Source organism: Massilia aurea (assembly GCF_024753205.1).
GTDB lineage: Bacteria > Pseudomonadota > Gammaproteobacteria > Burkholderiales > Burkholderiaceae_D > Telluria > Telluria aurea.
Map to the genome: position 1 here is coordinate 986,646 of NZ_JANUGZ010000001.1, position 17,168 is coordinate 1,003,813.

Genomic DNA, 17,168 nt, shown 5'->3' on the forward strand with positions numbered 1-17,168 from the left:
CCCTGGCCAGCCGAATCGGCCGGCGTGATGGCGACGCTGCATTGCCCTTGCTTACGCGTCCAGCTCGGGATAGCGGCGGAAGATGCCGTCCTGGTTGAACGGAATGCGGCGCGGCGATGCCAGGTAGGCCGCGATCTTCGGTCGCGCCGCCACCCGGTCGCGCAGGCCGGTGAGCTCGGGATGCTCCTGCTCGATCTTCTTCATCGCGTTGGGGAATGCGTAGCGTAAGCCCTCGATCACCTGGAACAGCGACAGGTCGGCGTAGCTCACGCGCTCGCCCAGCAGGTAGTCGCGCGGCTCGGGATTGGCCAGCAGCCGCGCAAAATAGGCCATGAACTTGGGGATGCGCGTCTCGACGAAATCGGCCGCGCGGCGTTTGGCCTCGGGTTTCTGGTCTTCGTAGTACAGCATCGAGGCGATCGGGTGATGCGTGTCGTGCGCCTCGGTGACCAGATCGGCGATCGTCAGTTGCAGCTGATGGACCCAGAGCCGGCCAGGTTCGGTGCGTGGCGCCAGGCCATGCTGTTCGCCCAGATACAGCAGGATGTTGGCCACCTGGCCGATGGTCTGCTCACCGGCTTTCAAGAATGGCGGGGCAAAGGCAGGATGGTCGCCGACTTCGAGCGCGGCCGTCAGCAGATCGACGCCACCATCACGGCGCGCCACGTCGACATAATCGGCGCCCGCTTCTTCCAGCGCCAGTCGTACGAATTCGCCGCGGCCCTGGATCGACGGCCAGTAATACAGTTCGTAGGGTTGCACCATGATTGCTTTTCCTGTTGATGGAGAAAAGTCATGGTAGACCGAACAGCAAGGCCGGGAAGCACGGTACGCCGGCCATACGCACTTTGCCTGTCGTCAGGCGACTGCGCACCACCGTTTGGCGATCGTTGGCGGCAGGTTGAAATGCTTCGCCGTTTCTGCAATCGAGGCCTTGTTTTCTTTCTTCCATGCCGAGACCTGGCTGGCGTTCGGCCTTTGCGGACTGCCCGTGCTGTCCTTGTCCTTGCCCTTGGCCGTCTTGGCTGTCGCTGTGCGCGCTGCCTGACCGACGACGCGACTTGACACCGTGCGGTGCATGCTGCGGGACTGCGTTTCATTCACAGATTCGTGCTCGGTCACAGGGCCCTGCGCGAGCGGGCCTTCCGGCGGCTGGTTGTGCGTCATAAAAGTTCTTCCGTGCTGATAAATAAGTGCCGCCATTATGACCTGCTCCCGATGGCAACCGGGGATTTGAGACGGTCAACGTGATGCGGCGAGCGTGCCGCGCCACGGACATCGACCGATTGTGGCGATTGAGCAACGCCTCGAAGGCGGCGAAACCCTGTCAACGTGGCCAATGCCCTTAATCGTGTTGGTTCCTGACGAATCATTACACTTTCCCCAAGCAAACGTTTTTAATAGGGAACATAATTGCACTGAGGAACTAAATTAATAAAGTTCACCCGTCACTTTTTTGTCCACTGGAGCGTCCATGATCATCGCGCGATTGACCCAACGCTGGCACGCCCTGCGCCACTGGCGCGCGCACCAGTCCCCCGATTCCCACGCCCGCTTCGAGGAGACGACCTTCAACCGGGCGTACCGGGATGCGGTGCACGGCAGCGCCGGCTTGATCCTGTGGCAGCACGATGGCGAGCATGGGCGCTTTGCGCTGCAACTGCGCACGGCGCAGCGCGACGATTCGCAAAATGGGTTGACCTTGACGTTGCTCGCCAATGACGCGGTGTTGCATCGCCTTTCCTGGACCTGGGCCGATGGGGCGCAGCTCGCGCTTCCGGTGGCGAGCGTGCCGCTGGTGACCCACAACGCTGGCCTCTGGCGTAATGCCGGTCCGGCCTTCGATGCGTTCGAACGCGCTTTTCCGAACAATTCGCCCAGCTTCTTTGCGTTTGCCGCCCTGCAGGGCGCGGCGCAGGCGCTGGACATCGACCGCGTGCTCGCGCTGCGCGCCACGGCGCACCCGGCGTACCAGCCAGACCAGCACGCGACCTTCGAGAGCGGCTACGATGGCTTCTGGCGCATTCTGGGCGGCGCCGAACACGATGCACGCCACTATCAGATCACGCTGCCGTTCTACCTCAAGCCGCTGGCCGACATGCCATCGAAGCACCGCAAGCGCGCCGCCCAGCGCCGCGATCAGTGGCGCGCGATCGGCGAGGCGGCGCGCACGACGCTGCTGCTCTATATGGCGCCGGTCGCCACGACCGCCGCCGCGGCCAGAGCGCCCACCACCGCGCAAGCCTGAACCTTCAGACGCTTGCCAGATTCACCACGGCCGTCAAGCGCCGTGCTACACTCGCGCCTTCGCTAGGGGTCCTGGAACGTTGTTCCGGGTGAGACATACCCTTCGTACCTGATCTGGATAATGCCAGCGAAGGAAAGCGCAAAGCAGCCCTCCCGTTCGTTTGCCCTTCCCCCACGTTGGCTCCGGCTTGAATTTAAGCGGCGCGCCCTCGTGGCGCGCAAACACGAGCACACCATGACCTTCACTCTGAAGCACCCAGTCCTTGCCTGCGCCATCGTGCAGGCCTTCGTTGTCACGCCTGCCGCAGTCGCGCAGGACACCATCCCTTCGGTCGTCGTCACCAGCAGCAAATGGATCGCGCTCGACCGCGCCAGCGTCGGCGGCTTCGCCGAAACGCAGCTACTCGACGCGCCGGCGTCGATTACCTCGATCGGCCAGGGCCAGATGCAGGATCTGTCGATTCGCAGCGTCAGCGATGCGAGCCGCTATGACGCCTCGATCGGCGACGCCTACAACGCCATCGGCTACGCCGAACAGTTTTCGGTGCGCGGCTTCACGCTCGACAACGCAACCAGCTACCGCAAGGACATGATCGCGATCTCGGGCGACACCCAGATCCCGCTCGAGAACAAGGAGCGCATCGAAGTCCTGCGCGGCCTGGCGGGCCTGCAGGCCGGCGTCGCGGCACCGGGCGGCATGCTCAACTTCGTCACCAAGCGCCCGACCAATGCACCGCTGCGCTCGGCCACCGTCGAAGTGCGCGAACGCGGCACGGTGTACGGCGCGGTAGACCTGGGCGGACGCTTTGCCGACCGCCGTTTTGGCTACCGCATCAACGCGGCTGCCGAAGACCTGAAATCGTACGTGCGCGGCGCCGACGGCAAGCGCCAGTTCATCTCGGCCGCCTTCGACTGGCAGATGTCGCCCGATGCGCTGTTCCAGATCGACGTCGACCACCAGCACAAGGCGCAGGTCACCGCCCCCGGCTACCAGTTGCTGCGCAACGAAGCCCTGCCCACCGGGATCTCGGCAAAAACGCTGCTCAACGACCAGCCGTGGACGCGCCCCGTCGACACCGACAGCAGCAACCTTGGACTGCGCTTCGAGTACCGCATCAGCGACACCTGGACCGCGACCGTCAACGCCAACAAGCACTGGTTCAAGCGCGACGACTTCACCGCCTTCCCGTACGGCTGCAGCAACGAGGGCGACGGCTACTATCCGGGCTATTGCTCGAACGGTGACTACGACGTGTATGACTTCCAGAGCACCGGCGAGCGCAAGACGCCGTGGGGCGCACAAGCGATGCTGCAGGGCCGCTTCGACACGGGCGCGGTGCGCCACGCGCTGACGATCGGCAGCGCCTACGCCGAACGCCACGACAGCTTTGGCGAATACGTCTACGACTACGTCGGCTCGAGCAATATCTGGCAAAACCAGATCGTGCCGCCGGTGGACAGCAGCCGCGTGACGGGCCCGGTGATGGAACGCCGCGCAACCGAAGAGCGTTCGCTGTTCGTGCAGGACATCCTGACCTTGTCACCGGCCTGGACGCTGCACGCCGGCGTGCGCTATGTCCAGCTCAAGCTCGATGCGCTGGAAGAAATCGACCAGGCGCGTGTGACATCGAAAGACTCGTTCGCGCTGCCGAACGTGGCACTGGTCTATGCGCCGGCGCCGGACTGGCGCGTCTACGGCTCGATCAGCCACGGCCTGCAATACGGCGGCATCGCGCCGATGGAGACCGTCAACCAGAACACGGTGCTTTCGCCAAGCCGCTCGAAGCAGTTCGAATTTGGCGTCAAGCGCAATGTGAACGAGCAGCTGGCGCTGTCGGGCGCCGTGTTTGAAATCACACAGGGTCTCGAGTACACGAACGCCGCCAACGTCTTCGTGCGCGCGGGCGAGCAAACGCACCGCGGTGTCGAATTGTCGGCTCAAGGCCGCGCCCTGCCCGGCCTGAACTACAACCTGTCGCTGATGGCGCTCGACACGGACCAGAAGGACACGGGCGACGCCAGCACCGAAGGCAAGCGCGTCACCAATGTGCCGGAGCTGCGCACGGCCGCCTGGGTCGAATACGTGGTGCCGCAAGTGGCGGGACTGAAGCTGGATGCGCAGTGGCAGTATTCGGGCAACAAGGTGTTCGATCCGGCCAACCGCGTTAAGGTGCCGGGGTACCACGTGGCCGGGTTTGGCGCATCGTACCTGCTGCGTGCGGGTGGTTTGAACACGATCATCCGGGCGCGGATGGACAATGCGTTCGACAAGTTCTATTGGCGTGACGTGACGCAGTCGCTGGGTGGGTATTTGTTGCCGGGGGCGCCAAGGACATTCAGGGTGTCGGCGCAGATTGATTTTTGATTTGATTAAATACCTAACTACGGTTTCTAAAATAACCGTAGTTAATACAAAGCCGGGCGTATATTTCTCTAATAGCTTGGCATAAGACCCATGACACGATTACCAGTTAAAATTCTTGCATCGCAACGAAGGATATTGAAAGACATCTTGGTCAACCATCACTTCTTTCAGTAAATACGGGCTCATAAACCACCTCAATCTGCAGCAGGGAAAAGCGGCGTCATATAACCAAATCGAGACAGAAAATCCAAGCGATAGCTAAATAAAATTGGGATTACTAATTTTCTCTAGCCGTTTCATAGCAGCCAATTTTCCACTTCCGTCGCCGCCCAGTAATGAATTATAAATTATCTTGTAATCTTCGTTGTCAGCATCAAATTCCATTCCATAGATAGCCATAAACTTCATAACCGCAGAACTTACTGCCATCTCATCAGTTTCAGTAAAAATCATACTTTTCAACGCACTGATGATCTCTGGGGTAGTCACCTTTTCTGGCACCGATGTCGCAAACATTAACCTGATTTCTTCGAATTTGCTTGAAGAGAAATTGCACATTTGATTCATATACTCGGCACTTGGCTCAACCAAATTTATATAATACAACAACGCAAGGCGAGTCCGTTCAAATGCCCTACGCTCCGCCGGAAAATCAGATTCCTCGATAGGACTTAAACAAATCTTTTTAAAAAATTCAATGGCACGATCTGGATCCAATAGAAATAATCCGCTTATTCTTTCGTCTGACAATCTAGAAGAGTTTGAAATAAAATTCCAAGCCTGAATTTTTTCGATTGGGGCAAGACCGAGAAAATAACTTTCGTCTAGTCCATGCAACCGTTCAGAGTCTTTTTTTTGGAAAAACCGGTACAGTCTTTCCAATCCTGAAGGTGGATTCGCATTCATAACGGAGCAGTTCCCTTGAGATTTAACAAAGATTTAATAACACCGCTGTCCAAAATATTTATTTTTCCTTGATCGGTTATTTCGTGTATTTTTATAGAGCTTATATCGCCTGACAACATCTTGGTCTTCAAAATATTTTTTTCGACATTGTGCCATAAGGTACGACTATCAGTTAATTTATATGTAGTTTGCACCACATTTATCCTACCCATCGCACCTTTCGCATATTCACTTGACACTCCCGCCCAAAGGTCACGGGCATATGGAGGTGCGCCATTGTCAACACTCCAAGAGTACTTGTCCAGTGCGGGCCAATTATCTATTATTCGTCCGCCTGCGGTAGTTTCCAAGGTTACTCCGCCGATGCTTTCCGCAAATCTTTTCGCTGCAGCGTTATCACCTGACCAGAAAACTGCAAGGTCTTTTGGCGATGACACGTCCAGCCGCTTGATCACCTCAGCCCAACTGTCATCTGGATTCTTTGGCAAGTAAGGCTCCAATATATCCCGTGCTTGTTTTATCTTTGCATCGGCCAGTACCTTATTACCACTTTTTTCTGCCGAGCGCGCCTCATCAGATAGTTCGGTAATTTTTTTACGATCGGCTGCAGCGGCGGCATCAGCGGCAACCTGCTTTTTGGTATTCGCTCCTTCTTCAGGAGGTTTGATTGGATCAGGATTTTTTCTGGCATGCGCAGTAGAATCAGCGTTAGGCTTAGCCTTGAGCAACGATTTGGGTTCAGAATTCGGATGCAGTGGAGCGGCAGCTTCAGGGGTTGTATTGTCGACTTTCGCTAATATCTTGCCTGGCGTATCATGAACTCGATAACGTTGAGGCTCCGTTAAAGCTTGCTTCTCCACCTGAACGCCGGATGCAATGGTATGCGCTTCCTTTGGGGAGGTTTCTGTTAGTACCTTCGCCAACCGTGCATCGAGCTCGCCCAGCGCCCTCGGAATCTGCCGTAGCGCATCCTGCTGGAGACTGTAGAACCTGCCTTCCCACTCCGTTAATCTGGCAATCGTGACTTTGACGGAATCAAAATACCGAAGACCTTCCAGATGCGCTCGAAGCGAGCCTACAATGCCGCGAAGCTTGCCAATGATCTTATTCAGTGCCTGAAGGAGCACCTTTTCATACGTTACAAACTTCACAGCACGCAGAAGTTTCAACACATCGCCTTTGATGAACTTTTGCAAAAACAGCACAAGCTCAACCAACGTCGACGACTTCCTGATCATCAAAAGCATGACTGCACGCAGGGCAGCAGCAAGCTCGGAGCCCACGATTCCTCCGACGGCGGCGCCAGCACCTGCTGCTAGTGCGCCGCCTGCTGCCATCGCTATCGGCAATGCAATCACGATCAGGCAGGAGCAAAGCAGTACCCACTCCATCAACTCTTCGCGTTTTTCAGGATGGCATGCCAGTCGCAAGACGATGGCCACTGCATCACGTGCACTGGTGACGATCACTATCCCCGGTGCGAAGCTGAGAAGCATGTCTGCGATGACGGCCGACAGTGGCCGATGATCGGCAAACTCGCCGTAGAGGACCGCTTGCAGCCATGTCATGCAGCCGACAACGCGGCCCCAAGCATCGTGGAGAATCGAATCGTCGTCTGGCTTCGGGATTGGCTTATTCATGCGCCCCCCTTCTTGCGAGCATTTGCGGCTGTCCAGTTCAGCAACTCATCTATATCGTCATCGAGTTCAACAGAAACAGTCGAGCTGGCATCCAACGGCCGATAGTCGTACTCGATCTTCGCCGCCGCCCCTGCAGGCATGCCGCTGATACGAGCAATGCCCATCGCATCGAGTGTGCCCTCGCGGGTGCTTCCATCGCTCAAGGTCGCCTTGTAGGCGGCGCCAGCGAGGGGTGCGCCCCAATCGGTCAAATGCCGAAATTCCAAGTCGGTCTTTCCAACTTCAGCCTTCTCCACGTGCGGCATCACATAGTTCGACGTTGCCGGCCCAAGCATGGTGTGTAGCGATGCATGTGCAGTCGATGTGCCGGAAGTCGATTCAGTGATGCCACTTGCATTGATTCTGATGGACGAGCCACCGGCAGACAGCATCACTTCATCTTTCGCATGAATCTCGACGCGAGACGTGGTTGACAGCAGACGCAGGACTTTCTCCGCAATGATGTCAAGATCGTCGCTCTGGGCCTGGACTTGGACTTTGCCCTTCGCCGCAAACAGTTTGATGCCTGCGTTTGCAGCGAACAGACTGACCTTCTCTGCGACACTGGCAAGCAAGCTCCTGCCCACGGCGATATTGGTGTCCAAGCCTGACGACACCGTCACCTCTTCCCCAGCATGCACGTGCGTGCCTTTTGCACTCGTGAGACCAAGTCCATCCGAGGAGGCGGCTAGCAATATCGCTTCCTTGAACCGGTTCGCGTCGCCTTGCCCGTGAACCGGATAACGCTCCTGCGTTGCCTCAATAAAGTGGTTGAGTGCGCCCTGCCCGACCAACGCGTCGGCCCCTGCCTTGCATGCAGTGTCAGACAATGCTTTGGTCAGCGAGGCGCCTGCCTTCAGTCTGGTTGTCGCTTCGATCGCATCGAGTTGGGTACCTTGCGCACCGGGGCGACCATACGTGCTGATATACAGACCTTTGTGCGTGACGATTGCGCCGTAATCATCGGTACTCAGAGCAAAACCGGCCCCAAAGAAGCGTCGGCGTTCGTTGCCGCTTTGACTTACTAGGTAACCGAGATTGAGCTGTGCATGGGTATTGGTGCTATACAGGTGCACCCGGTTTTGAGAGTTCGTGTCGTCCATTACAAGCTGATTGAAACCGCTACCCTCGAATTCCTTGGACTTGAAACCCGACAGCCTGCCATTTGAATGCCACTGCGGTCCCTGGAGGTCGTTGTATAGGCGACCAGTGATAACGGGGCGGTCTGCGTCACCGTTCAGGAAGGTGACGATGACCTCCTGTCCAATGCGCGGCACATTCAGTGCGCCCCAATGCTGACCTGCGTTTGGGTAGCTGACACGCACCCAGCATGAGGCTCTTTCATTGCTGGGATTGATCCGATCCCAGCGCATCCGGACTTTCACGCGGTTGAGCTGGTCGGTAAAAATTTCCTCACCTTCCGGCCCGACCACGACTGCGGTCTGCGGGTGGAGCGTCGGCTTCGGATGCTCGAACGGGCTTCGAAAGGGAATTTTACGGCGCTGGACTTCGAAACGATTGAAGCAATGGCCTGTTTGCGCCCTGCGCGCAGCGCTTGGGCTATTGGCTGGTCCATTCTGGACATCGCGCCCAATGGACTCCTTGAATGCCTCGACTTGCGCCGCGAGGCTACCGGGAAACTCACGCACCCGGTTCGACAGCGGCAAATTATTCTCGATGCACCAATCAACCGCAATGATCATGAACTCCCGGTCTTCGTCCGTATCGTACCGGTGCACTGGATGGTCTTCCAGTATGAACCAGCGACCGGGCTGCATCGAACGCGTGGACGAAACGCCGTAGAACCGTTTCATGCTCGACTCCCACTGCTCAATACGAACCCGCGCTCGCCACACGCCTTGATCGTGTTTTGAAAATGAATAAGCACCCGTGTATTCGTAAATTTCGAGCTGGCTTGGGAGATCGCCATGTTCCGGAAACACCCAGCTTTCAGTGCGCATCGGAGAATTAGGGGACTTGTAATTGTCCGATTGGGTCGTAAGCCGGGTCGACGTCAAACAGCGGCTCGCGCTCCAATGCACGATCTTGTGCGCTTCGTCGTCTGTCGCGGCGCCATGAAAAAAAACGTGCTTCTGCGCCAATGGATCCAACTGATAGGGCGAATCGGTGATCACGAAGATATGTCCGGAGCCATCACTTTTATGTTCGTGGTAGCCGTACCAGCCTTCTTCTTCCATCAAGCGGTGTACAAAGTGCCAGTCCGTTTCATACTGTGTGCAATATGAACGGCGCAATACCGGTGTCCTGACCTCGAAACGGAACTGCCCTTGGGCCTACGGGTGAGCGGCAAAGACGCTGGCCAGGATGTCGTCAGCCGCCTTCTCTTGCCACAATCGGGCATCGCGGCGGAATCTCAGAAAGTGCAGCCAGGGCGCGAACGTCAGTTGGCAAAAAGTGAGCTCGCCGTCGCTTCCTAATCTTTTAACAGTATGGACATAGCCACTGATTGGCAGATACGAACGGTTCGCCTGCTGGATCCACAGCGTGACTGGCTGCGCGATGAGCTTTTTCAGCTCGATATCGCTGCGCACTGAGACCGTGTCGACTACGTACTCATAACTGCGCCCTAGTCTGTCATGTCCCATCACACGCTGCGGCAGCAACATGTCGTCACCGAAAATCGTGGTGAGTTTGAGGAGTCGGTTGTGCTGGGCAATCAGTGCCTGGCGAAGAGACTGGGATGGATGCGGACCGTCCATGCTTGGGTAACCTCCATCTCTGGATTGACGTCGTCACCGCCCTGTCGAGTCGCTGCGATGAGGAGCACAGGATGTGTCAACTTCTTGTCGGCTAGACAGAAGAGATCGTAACTTTGAGGTATTTGACTGTCCATGCACGGGGAATACCGCCGTGTCGACTATTGAGCGACCTCCTGGTCAGTAAGAGAAATCATGAGGGCGTGTCGATCCGGCGCCACATATGTGCCTGATCACAGCAGGTGTATTCACCAAGATATCGCGTGGGATTCTGGTCAGGCGGGCGAGAAACTTCACAGGAACGCAGCGCCCTCCTGCTGCATGCCGGCACTTGACCTGGACTTAATCCGACAACTCCAGCAACTTCCCCAAACACCGCCGCTCAAACCCGTTCAACCCCTGCATCACCAACGGGTCATCATCACCGATCACGCCCGCGTCAAGCAGCAAGCGCAACGTGGCAATCCGGTCACCCAGCGCCAGCGCCTGCGCCGGATGCGAGCCCTCCGGCTCATGCGCGTGCGCGATCGCCTTGACGACATCCGGCGGAAAGTCCCAGTGGCTGGCGATCACCGACGACAGCTCACGGCTGGCGGCGAAGAACGCGATGCCGAATTCACCGGAACCCGGCACCTTGCCTTCGCAGACGCGGTCGGCCACCTGAAACGCCACCTGCAAGCCGAGGTTCTGCATCAAGCCGGACAGGTAGGCTTCAAACACGCCGGCCGACAGCCCCGGCGCCATGACGCTGGCGGCGAATGCGCAGCGTTCGGCATGCTTCCAGACGATCGGTGCGACCTGGCGCGCCACGCCCTGCGTCGTCACGCGCAGCAGCGGCCGGAACGCAATGCGCGCGAGCAGCATGCGCAGGCCGTTCAGGCCCAGCATCGTTACCGCGCCTTCCAGCGTTTCAATCGGCGTCACCGGGCGGTAATAGGCGCTGTTCGCTTCGCGGATGACTTCGGCGACCAGCACCAGGTCGCGTCCGACCTGGGCCGACAGCGCGCCGGTCGAGATGTTCTCGTCCGAGAGCGAAGTTAGAAGCTGCGCAATGAGTTCAGGGATGCGTGGCACCAGGCCGGATGCGCAAACGGGATCGGCAGCGAGCGAGCGCACTTCGCGCAGGATCTGCGCCTCTTGTTCGGGGGACGCCGTGCAACGGCTGCTGCCCGTCAACCAGCGGTAATAGGTTGCCTGGACCTCGGTCGCCATGGCGTGACCGTCATCGAACGTCAGCGTTGCGCTGACGGGCACCGGCGCGACGGTTTCCTTCTCGGCGCTACCCAACAAGCGACCAATCCAATTTTTCATCGCGTTCCGCCCCGTGTTCAGAAAGTGGCATATTGTAATGCCACAAAGAAACAAAATGACGTCGCCATGAAACTATTTACCGTCACCCTGCCCGTCTCTGTCCTATCGGCGCAGCGCGAGACAAGCACATGATGGTGATCAAACGTCGTGGCAAGCCTGCCGACGATCTCGCTTACGGTGCCCCGAGCAGCTGCTCCACCTGCCGCAAACGTTGCGGCAGGTCCCCTGCCAGCAAGGTATACGCGATGCCGCGCGCATCGAGCGTCTCGAGCAGCAGCCGGTGCACCATCTGGCGCACCTCTTCCGATTCACGTTGCAGGCCATCGGGCTCCCACGGACCATCGGGCGCCGTCACCAGCGTGATGGCGTAGGCGTGATTCGCGGCGAGCTGCGCCAGTTGCGCGTCCACACGGTCCCAGTACACGCGGCTGTAGATTGCCGTCATCAGCGCGGTCGTATCGCAGAACAGGTAGCGCTGCGCGCATTGGGCGGCCGCATCTTCGCGCGCCAGTTGCGTGCGCGCGATGCCGAACTGGTCTTCTTCGCGCGGCACGCGCGCATGGACGTCGACGAATTCGCGCAGGTACTCCGGCACCCACACAGTGCTGTAGCGGCGCGCCAGCGCTTCGGACAAGGTGGACTTGCCCGACGATTCCGCGCCCAGGATCGCAATCCTGGCCACACCGGCAACGGGCATCTTCACGCCCGTTGCTCCACATGCGCCGCCCAGGCACGCAGCCCGGCAATGGCCAGCAGCACGAACACGCCATACAGCACGGCCGTGAGCATCAGGCCCTTGTAAACGTACAGGCCGACATACAGGATGTCGACCGCGATCCAGATGTGCCAGTTCTCGAGCTTCTTGCGCGCCAGGAGCAGTTGCCCCATCAGGCTGCCGGCGGTGAGGAAGCCATCGGCGTGCGGCACGTCGGTGTCGGTGAAATGATCGAGGAAGGTCGAGAGCACCACGAAGCCGGCGAACCACGCGACCAGCACCCAGGCGCGGGTGCCGGGATTGAGGCGCTTGACGACCAGCGGCCCATTGCCGGCGCCGCGCAGCCACATGGTCCAGCCCCAGATCGACGCGATGATGAACACGAACTGCAGCCCCATGTCGCCATACAGCCGCGCGTCGAAAAACACCACCGCATAGGTGGCCGACGACGCGATCGAAAACAGCCAGGCCCAGTGCTTCTGGCGGATGTTGAGCACGACCGTGATGACGGCCAGCACGAACGAGATCAGTTCGAGTGGCGACGTCACCAGGCCGGCAAGGACAAGGGGTTCGTTCATGCGTGGATGTACCCGGCTTACTTCTTCGCTTACTTCGTCGGATACTTGATCGTCATTTCCTTGAGCAGGTTGTCGGCATGGTCGACCTCCTTCATCACCCACAGCATGTAGCGGATATCCACGTGGATCGCGCGCGTGATGGCGGTGTCGAAGTACCAGTCCTTGGTGATCGATTCATAGGTCGAATCGAAGTTCAGACCCACCAGCTCCCCCCGCCCGTTCATGACGGCCGAACCCGAATTGCCGCCCGTGGTGTCGGCGCTCGACAGGAAGTTGACCGGCACGGTGCCCAGTGCCTTGTCCTTGAACACGCCGTAGCGCTTGCCCTGGATGGCTTGCTTGAGCGCGGCTGGGACGATGAACGGATCCTTGTCGGTTTCTTTCTCAAGAATGCCTTCGACGGTCGTGAACGGCCCTTTCAGCAGGCCGTCGCGCGGTGAGTACGGCGACACCGTGCCGTAGGTCACGCGCAGCGTCGAGTTGGCGTCCGGGTAGACCGGCTTGCCCTGCGATGTCTTGAACGCGATCACGGCCGCCATGTATTGCGGGATCACGCGTTCGAGGTTGCCGTCGATCTCGTTGCGTCCGTTTTCCAGCGCCATGCCGGCGTCGTGCAGGCGCACGGCCAGTGCGATGAACGGGTCGTTCGAGGCGCGGAACGCCTGCGGGTCCTTGCCGATCCACGCCAGACGCTTGGCGGTGTCGGCCAGCTCGCTGCTGCGGTACATTGCCGGCAGCGCCGCTTCGGTCGGCAGCAGTGCATCGAGGCCCTGCGGGCGCACGGCGCCATCGATACGCGCGTAGCGGGCCAGCGCGGCCTTGTAGCGCGCTTCGTCCACGCTCGGCACGAACGATTGCTCGAGCCGTGTCAGGCGCGCCTTGATGAACGACAGGTCGCGTTCCTGGTAACCACCCTCGCGCTCTGCGTCCGGCTTCTGGCGCTCAAGGGCCAGGCGGTACAGCGTGCGCGCGCTCTTGAGCAGGTCGCTGTGGGTCGCTTCATTCCAGGCGGCTTCCTGGCGTTGCAGCGCCATGTCGCGGGCAATCACGGCATCGAGTTCGGTCAGCAGGTTCTTGTTGGCGCCGGCGTGGGCTTGCTGCCAGGTGCGGAACTCGGCGTCCTGCACGTCCTTGATGGCGGCGATGTCCTTGCGCGCGAAGCCGTCCATCAGGCCCTGCGTCTTTTTCAGCACGTTGTTCAGGCTCTTGGCCACGCTCGCATAGCGCACGTCCCATGCCGGATTGTCCTTGGTTGCAGCGGCGATGATCGCCAGGTCGGCCGTGATCGTGGCTGCCTTGGCCGGAAAATCGACGTCGCGCGCGAAGCGGATCTCGCTTGGCAGCTTGTAGCGACTGGTGCGGCCCGGATAGCCAGCCAGCAGGATCGGATCGCCGTTCTTCAGGCCTTCGGCCGACACCACCAAAAAGTCCTTCGAGCGGTACGGCACGTTGTCCGGCGACGGGTCGGCCGGACGGCCGTCCTTGCCGACGTAGGCGCGCAGGAACGAATAATCGCCCGTCTGGCGCGGCCATTCGTAGTTGTCGATGTCGCCGCCGAAGTTGCCGATGCGGTCGGACGGCGCGTGCACCAAACGCACGTCACGGATCATCAGCTGCTTGATGCGGTAATACTCCAGGCCGCGGTGAAACGCCGGCACCGAGCAGCGCGTCGATTTGTCGGTCTCACATTCGGCGATCAGGGCCTTGACGCGCGCGGCCACCAGCGCATGGCGCTCGCTGCCCGACAGCGTGGGGCTCAAACCATCCAGCACGCGCTTGGTGACATTCTCGACCTTTTCGGTCACGTAGATCAGCGTGTTCGGGCCGCCCGGCAGTTCTTCGGCGCGGGTCTTGGCCAAAAAGCCATTGACGATGTAGTTCTGTTCCGGGGTCGAATTGCGCTGGATCGCGCCGTAAGCGCAGTGGTGGTTCGTGACCACGAGGCCATCGGGCGAAACGAACGACGCCGAGCAGCCGCCGAGCGACACCATGGCGCTCATCGGATGCTTGCTCGGGTCAGCCAGCTTCGAAGCCGGCATCGTGATGCCGATGCGCTTCAGTTCGGACGAGAGCTGCGGCAGCTGGTGCGGTTGCCACTGGCCTTCGTCGGCGAAGGCGGCGGTCGCGGCGCCCAGGAGGGCGACAGGCAGGAAAATCGATTTGAACAAGACAACACCCTGGATGAAAAAAGCAATGCGGGAGTATATCGCCGTTGTATCCCAACCGTGTCGATTTATGGCGATGCGACCGCCGCACCGGCCGCGTCAACACCCCGTCACATTGGTCTGGCAAGATGCAATATTGTCGTTTTGCAAGACAGTCATACAAAGAAGGCATGCGTTCATGACAAGCGAGGCGCCACTGTACCGACATACTGTCCTGTACTTGTGCCAGAGTTTCTTCATCAAGGACAACCGGGCAGAGCTGCTGCTGCACGCGCACAAATACGATTTCGATATCCGCTTCTTCAGCGAGCTGGCGCAGTATGTCGCCGCTGTCGATGCCGATCGCAGCAACAGCCTGTTCGTGATCGACCTCGACACCCTGCACAATATGCAGGCCGACCTGCACGATGCGCGCAAGACGCTGATGCTGGGTGAATTGCTGGCGCGCCTGCCGCCCGGTCATCGCTACGTGTACCTGCAATCGAGCCGCCAGGGCAGCCGCTTCCTGCTGCAGCAGCGCCTGGTCGACAGCCATTGCCTGGCCTATGCCGAAAAGCCGATCGCCAACGATGTGCTGGTCGACAAGCTGTTCAACCTGTTCGTGCAGAACAAGCGGGGCGACGCCGTCACCCTGATCACGCTCGGCTTGCCCGGCAGCCTGGATGACGCGGCGCTGCGCGACCAGTGCATCGACGTCACTTACCACGCCGACCCGTCGACGCTGCACCTGCGCGTCAAGGAGCTGCAGCCCGACCTCGTGCTGATCCCCGACAGCGACTACCTGCGGGTGGACGCCCTGGCGCGCGTACTGCAAAAGAATATCGAGGCCGACCCGGTGCGCGAAATCGTGCTGCTGCAGCGCCGGCCGGACGATGCTCTGGCCCGGCGCGCGCTGGGCGATGGCTTCGATGCGGTGTTGCCCGACACTGGCTCGGGCATGCTCGAAGCGCAACTGGCCAACCGTGCGGCCAAGATCCGCGTCAACAAGGATTTGATCGGCAAGGACCGCGCCACCGGCCTGCTCAACAAGGTCGGGCTGCGGCGTAAAACACAGGACCTGATCCGCCAGGCCACGCTGGAAGACATACCATTGGCCTTCGGCGTCATCGACATCGACAAGTTCAAGACCATCAACGACACCTGGGGCCACCATTTCGGCGACATCGTCATCAAGCGGCTATGCCTGTGCCTGGCGCCGCAGATGGGCGAGCGCGATCTGCTCAGCCGCTTCGGCGGCGAAGAATTCGTGGTGGTGTTCTGGGATTGCACGCTGGCGCAGGCATGGCCGCGGCTGGACGCGCTGCGCACCGCCTTCGGCGCCATCGCGTTCCAGGTGGCGCAGGGCGACGAGCGGCGCTTTTCGTTCAGCGGCGGGCTGGCCGCGTTTCCGGCGCAGCGCAGCGAAAACGAGTTGTTCGTGCAGGCCGATGCGATGCTCTACACGGCCAAGCAGGATGGGCGCAACCGGATTTGCCCGGCGCCTTGCGCTTAAACGCGGGCGTCGGCCAGCTTGCCCAGGCAGCGCCGTTCGAAGCTGTTCAGGCCATCAGTGACGAGACTGTCGTCCTCGGCGACGACGTGCGCATCGATCAACAGATGCAGCTTGGCGATCTGGTCGCCCCGCTCCAGCGCCCGGGCCAGTGCCGATGCGGCTGGCGTGCTCGACGTAGCGATGGCTTGCACGACATCCAGCGGGAACTCCCAATGCGCCGCGATCGACGCCGACAGCCCCCGGCTCACGGCAAACAACCGTGCGCCGAACTCGCTCGAGCCGGGAATCTTGCCCGCTTCGGCCGCTCGCTCGGCCAGGCGGAAGGCCACCAGCAAGCCCAGGTTCTGCATCAGACCGGCCAGATAGGCCTCGAACACGCCGGCAGCCATGCCCGGCGCCATCAGGCTCGACGCCAGCGCGCACTTCTCGGCCTGGTGCCAAACCAGCGGCGCGGCGTGGCGTGCAAAGCCGGTGTCGGCCATGCGCAAGAGCGGGCGGAATGCGATTCGTGCCAGCAGCATGCGCAGGCCGTTCTGGCCGAGCATCAATAGCGCAGCATCGAGCGACTTGATGGGCTGCAGCGGGCGGTAATACGCGCTGTTCGCTTCGCGGATCACTTCAGCCACCAGCACCGTGTCGCGCTCGACCGAGCGTGCCAGCGCGCCCTGCGACACGGCGTCATCGGCCAGGTCGCGCAGCAGTTCGGGGATCAGTTCGGGGATGCGCGGCACCAGGCCGCTGGCCGCGCCCGGGTCGAGCGCCAGCGTGCGCACCAGGTCCAGCAGGTGCTCTTCGACCTCGGGCGTGGCTTCGTAGCCGGCCGAGGCGGTCAGCCAGCGGTAATACGCGGCGTCGACCTCTACGGCGAGGTCGTGCGCCGCTTCGCCGGCCGGCGGCTCGCTGGCATCGGGGGCCGGCGCCTTGTCGGCGCCCAGCATACGGTCAATCCATTTTTTCATAAAGTCGCTCGGGCCTCGGATGCGTCATTGTAAG

Annotated in this window: 13 protein-coding genes, 1 pseudogene and 1 riboswitch; of the genes and pseudogenes, 3 read left to right on the forward strand and 11 right to left on the reverse strand. The window is 60.2% G+C overall.

What is annotated here, in order from left to right:
- Positions 1-51 precede the first annotated feature (51 nt).
- Positions 52-765: a glutathione S-transferase gene (locus tag NX775_RS04155; RefSeq protein ID WP_258834836.1), complete on the reverse strand. Its 714-nt coding sequence runs from the start codon at positions 763-765 to the stop codon at positions 52-54.
- Between the two features lie 93 nt (positions 766-858).
- Positions 859-1,203, reverse strand: a complete 345-nt coding sequence (locus tag NX775_RS04160) for a hypothetical protein (RefSeq protein WP_258834837.1) — start codon at positions 1,201-1,203, stop codon at positions 859-861.
- Between the two features lie 271 nt (positions 1,204-1,474).
- Here NX775_RS04160 and NX775_RS04165 point away from each other — a divergent pair, with 271 nt between their 5' ends.
- Both NX775_RS04165 and NX775_RS04170 read left to right on the forward strand, forming a co-directional pair.
- Complete coding sequence (locus NX775_RS04165) at positions 1,475-2,248, forward strand: DUF535 family protein (protein WP_258834838.1); 774 nt, start codon at positions 1,475-1,477, stop codon at positions 2,246-2,248.
- A 54-nt stretch (positions 2,249-2,302) separates the two neighbouring features.
- Positions 2,303-2,400: riboswitch (TPP riboswitch) on the forward strand.
- An 82-nt stretch (positions 2,401-2,482) separates the two neighbouring features.
- Complete coding sequence (locus NX775_RS04170; protein ID WP_258834839.1) at positions 2,483-4,612, forward strand: TonB-dependent siderophore receptor; 2,130 nt, start codon at positions 2,483-2,485, stop codon at positions 4,610-4,612.
- 258 nt (positions 4,613-4,870) lie between these two features.
- Here NX775_RS04170 and NX775_RS04175 read toward each other — a convergent pair whose 3' ends face one another.
- The 8 genes and pseudogenes from NX775_RS04175 to NX775_RS04210 form a co-directional block, all read right to left on the reverse strand.
- A complete protein-coding gene (locus tag NX775_RS04175) occupies positions 4,871-5,518 on the reverse strand; it encodes a hypothetical protein (protein ID WP_258834840.1) in 648 nt (215 codons plus the stop codon).
- Positions 5,515-7,158, reverse strand: coding sequence for a hypothetical protein (locus NX775_RS04180; protein WP_258834841.1), 1,644 nt, complete (start codon positions 7,156-7,158; stop codon positions 5,515-5,517). Before NX775_RS04180 ends, NX775_RS04175 begins: the two co-directional genes overlap by 4 nt.
- The gene (locus NX775_RS04185; RefSeq protein WP_258835108.1) at positions 7,155-8,027 is read right to left on the reverse strand and encodes a DUF2345 domain-containing protein; all 873 of its coding nucleotides are present in this window, start codon (positions 8,025-8,027) and stop codon (positions 7,155-7,157) included. The genes NX775_RS04180 and NX775_RS04185 overlap by 4 nt, the downstream gene beginning before the upstream one ends.
- Positions 8,025-9,917 (reverse strand): annotated as a pseudogene (locus NX775_RS04190) (type VI secretion system Vgr family protein); the annotation flags it as partial. The gene NX775_RS04185 and the pseudogene NX775_RS04190, both read right to left, overlap by 3 nt.
- A gap of 339 nt (positions 9,918-10,256) precedes the next feature.
- Entirely contained in the window at positions 10,257-11,225 is a 969-nt protein-coding gene (locus NX775_RS04195) for an HDOD domain-containing protein (RefSeq protein ID WP_258834842.1), read from the reverse strand.
- Between the two features lie 172 nt (positions 11,226-11,397).
- Positions 11,398-11,922 carry an AAA family ATPase gene (locus NX775_RS04200; RefSeq protein ID WP_258835109.1) on the reverse strand — a complete coding sequence of 175 codons (525 nt, stop codon included), beginning with the start codon at positions 11,920-11,922 and terminating at the stop codon, positions 11,398-11,400.
- 2 nt (positions 11,923-11,924) lie between these two features.
- Positions 11,925-12,518: a nicotinamide riboside transporter PnuC gene (gene pnuC / locus NX775_RS04205; protein ID WP_258834843.1), complete on the reverse strand. Its 594-nt coding sequence runs from the start codon at positions 12,516-12,518 to the stop codon at positions 11,925-11,927.
- 29 nt (positions 12,519-12,547) lie between these two features.
- The gene (locus NX775_RS04210) at positions 12,548-14,686 is read right to left on the reverse strand and encodes a S46 family peptidase (RefSeq protein ID WP_258834844.1); all 2,139 of its coding nucleotides are present in this window, start codon (positions 14,684-14,686) and stop codon (positions 12,548-12,550) included.
- Between the two features lie 175 nt (positions 14,687-14,861).
- Between NX775_RS04210 and NX775_RS04215 the strand changes: the two genes are divergently transcribed.
- Positions 14,862-16,175 carry a GGDEF domain-containing protein gene (locus NX775_RS04215; RefSeq protein ID WP_258834845.1) on the forward strand — a complete coding sequence of 438 codons (1,314 nt, stop codon included), beginning with the start codon at positions 14,862-14,864 and terminating at the stop codon, positions 16,173-16,175.
- On the opposite strand, the gene NX775_RS04220 is transcribed toward NX775_RS04215, so the two are convergent.
- Positions 16,172-17,134, reverse strand: coding sequence for an HDOD domain-containing protein (locus tag NX775_RS04220; protein WP_258834846.1), 963 nt, complete (start codon positions 17,132-17,134; stop codon positions 16,172-16,174). The genes NX775_RS04215 and NX775_RS04220 overlap by 4 nt on opposite strands.
- Between the last annotated feature and the right edge of the window lie 34 nt (positions 17,135-17,168).

What these genes read in the sequence shown, in the direction of transcription:
- NX775_RS04195 (WP_258834842.1), bottom strand. Translation starts at nt 11,225, where the DNA reads ATGAAAAATTGGATTGGTCGCTTGTTGGGTAGCGCCGAGAAGGAAACC.
- NX775_RS04155 (WP_258834836.1), bottom strand. Translation starts at nt 765, where the DNA reads ATGGTGCAACCCTACGAACTGTATTACTGGCCGTCGATCCAGGGCCGC.
- NX775_RS04170 (WP_258834839.1), top strand. Translation starts at nt 2,483, where the DNA reads ATGACCTTCACTCTGAAGCACCCAGTCCTTGCCTGCGCCATCGTGCAG.
- NX775_RS04215 (WP_258834845.1), top strand. Translation starts at nt 14,862, where the DNA reads ATGACAAGCGAGGCGCCACTGTACCGACATACTGTCCTGTACTTGTGC.
- pnuC (WP_258834843.1), bottom strand. Translation starts at nt 12,518, where the DNA reads ATGAACGAACCCCTTGTCCTTGCCGGCCTGGTGACGTCGCCACTCGAA.
- NX775_RS04175 (WP_258834840.1), bottom strand. Translation starts at nt 5,518, where the DNA reads ATGAATGCGAATCCACCTTCAGGATTGGAAAGACTGTACCGGTTTTTC.
- NX775_RS04180 (WP_258834841.1), bottom strand. Translation starts at nt 7,158, where the DNA reads ATGAATAAGCCAATCCCGAAGCCAGACGACGATTCGATTCTCCACGAT.
- NX775_RS04200 (WP_258835109.1), bottom strand. Translation starts at nt 11,922, where the DNA reads ATGCCCGTTGCCGGTGTGGCCAGGATTGCGATCCTGGGCGCGGAATCG.
- NX775_RS04220 (WP_258834846.1), bottom strand. Translation starts at nt 17,134, where the DNA reads ATGAAAAAATGGATTGACCGTATGCTGGGCGCCGACAAGGCGCCGGCC.
- NX775_RS04165 (WP_258834838.1), top strand. Translation starts at nt 1,475, where the DNA reads ATGATCATCGCGCGATTGACCCAACGCTGGCACGCCCTGCGCCACTGG.
- NX775_RS04160 (WP_258834837.1), bottom strand. Translation starts at nt 1,203, where the DNA reads ATGGCGGCACTTATTTATCAGCACGGAAGAACTTTTATGACGCACAAC.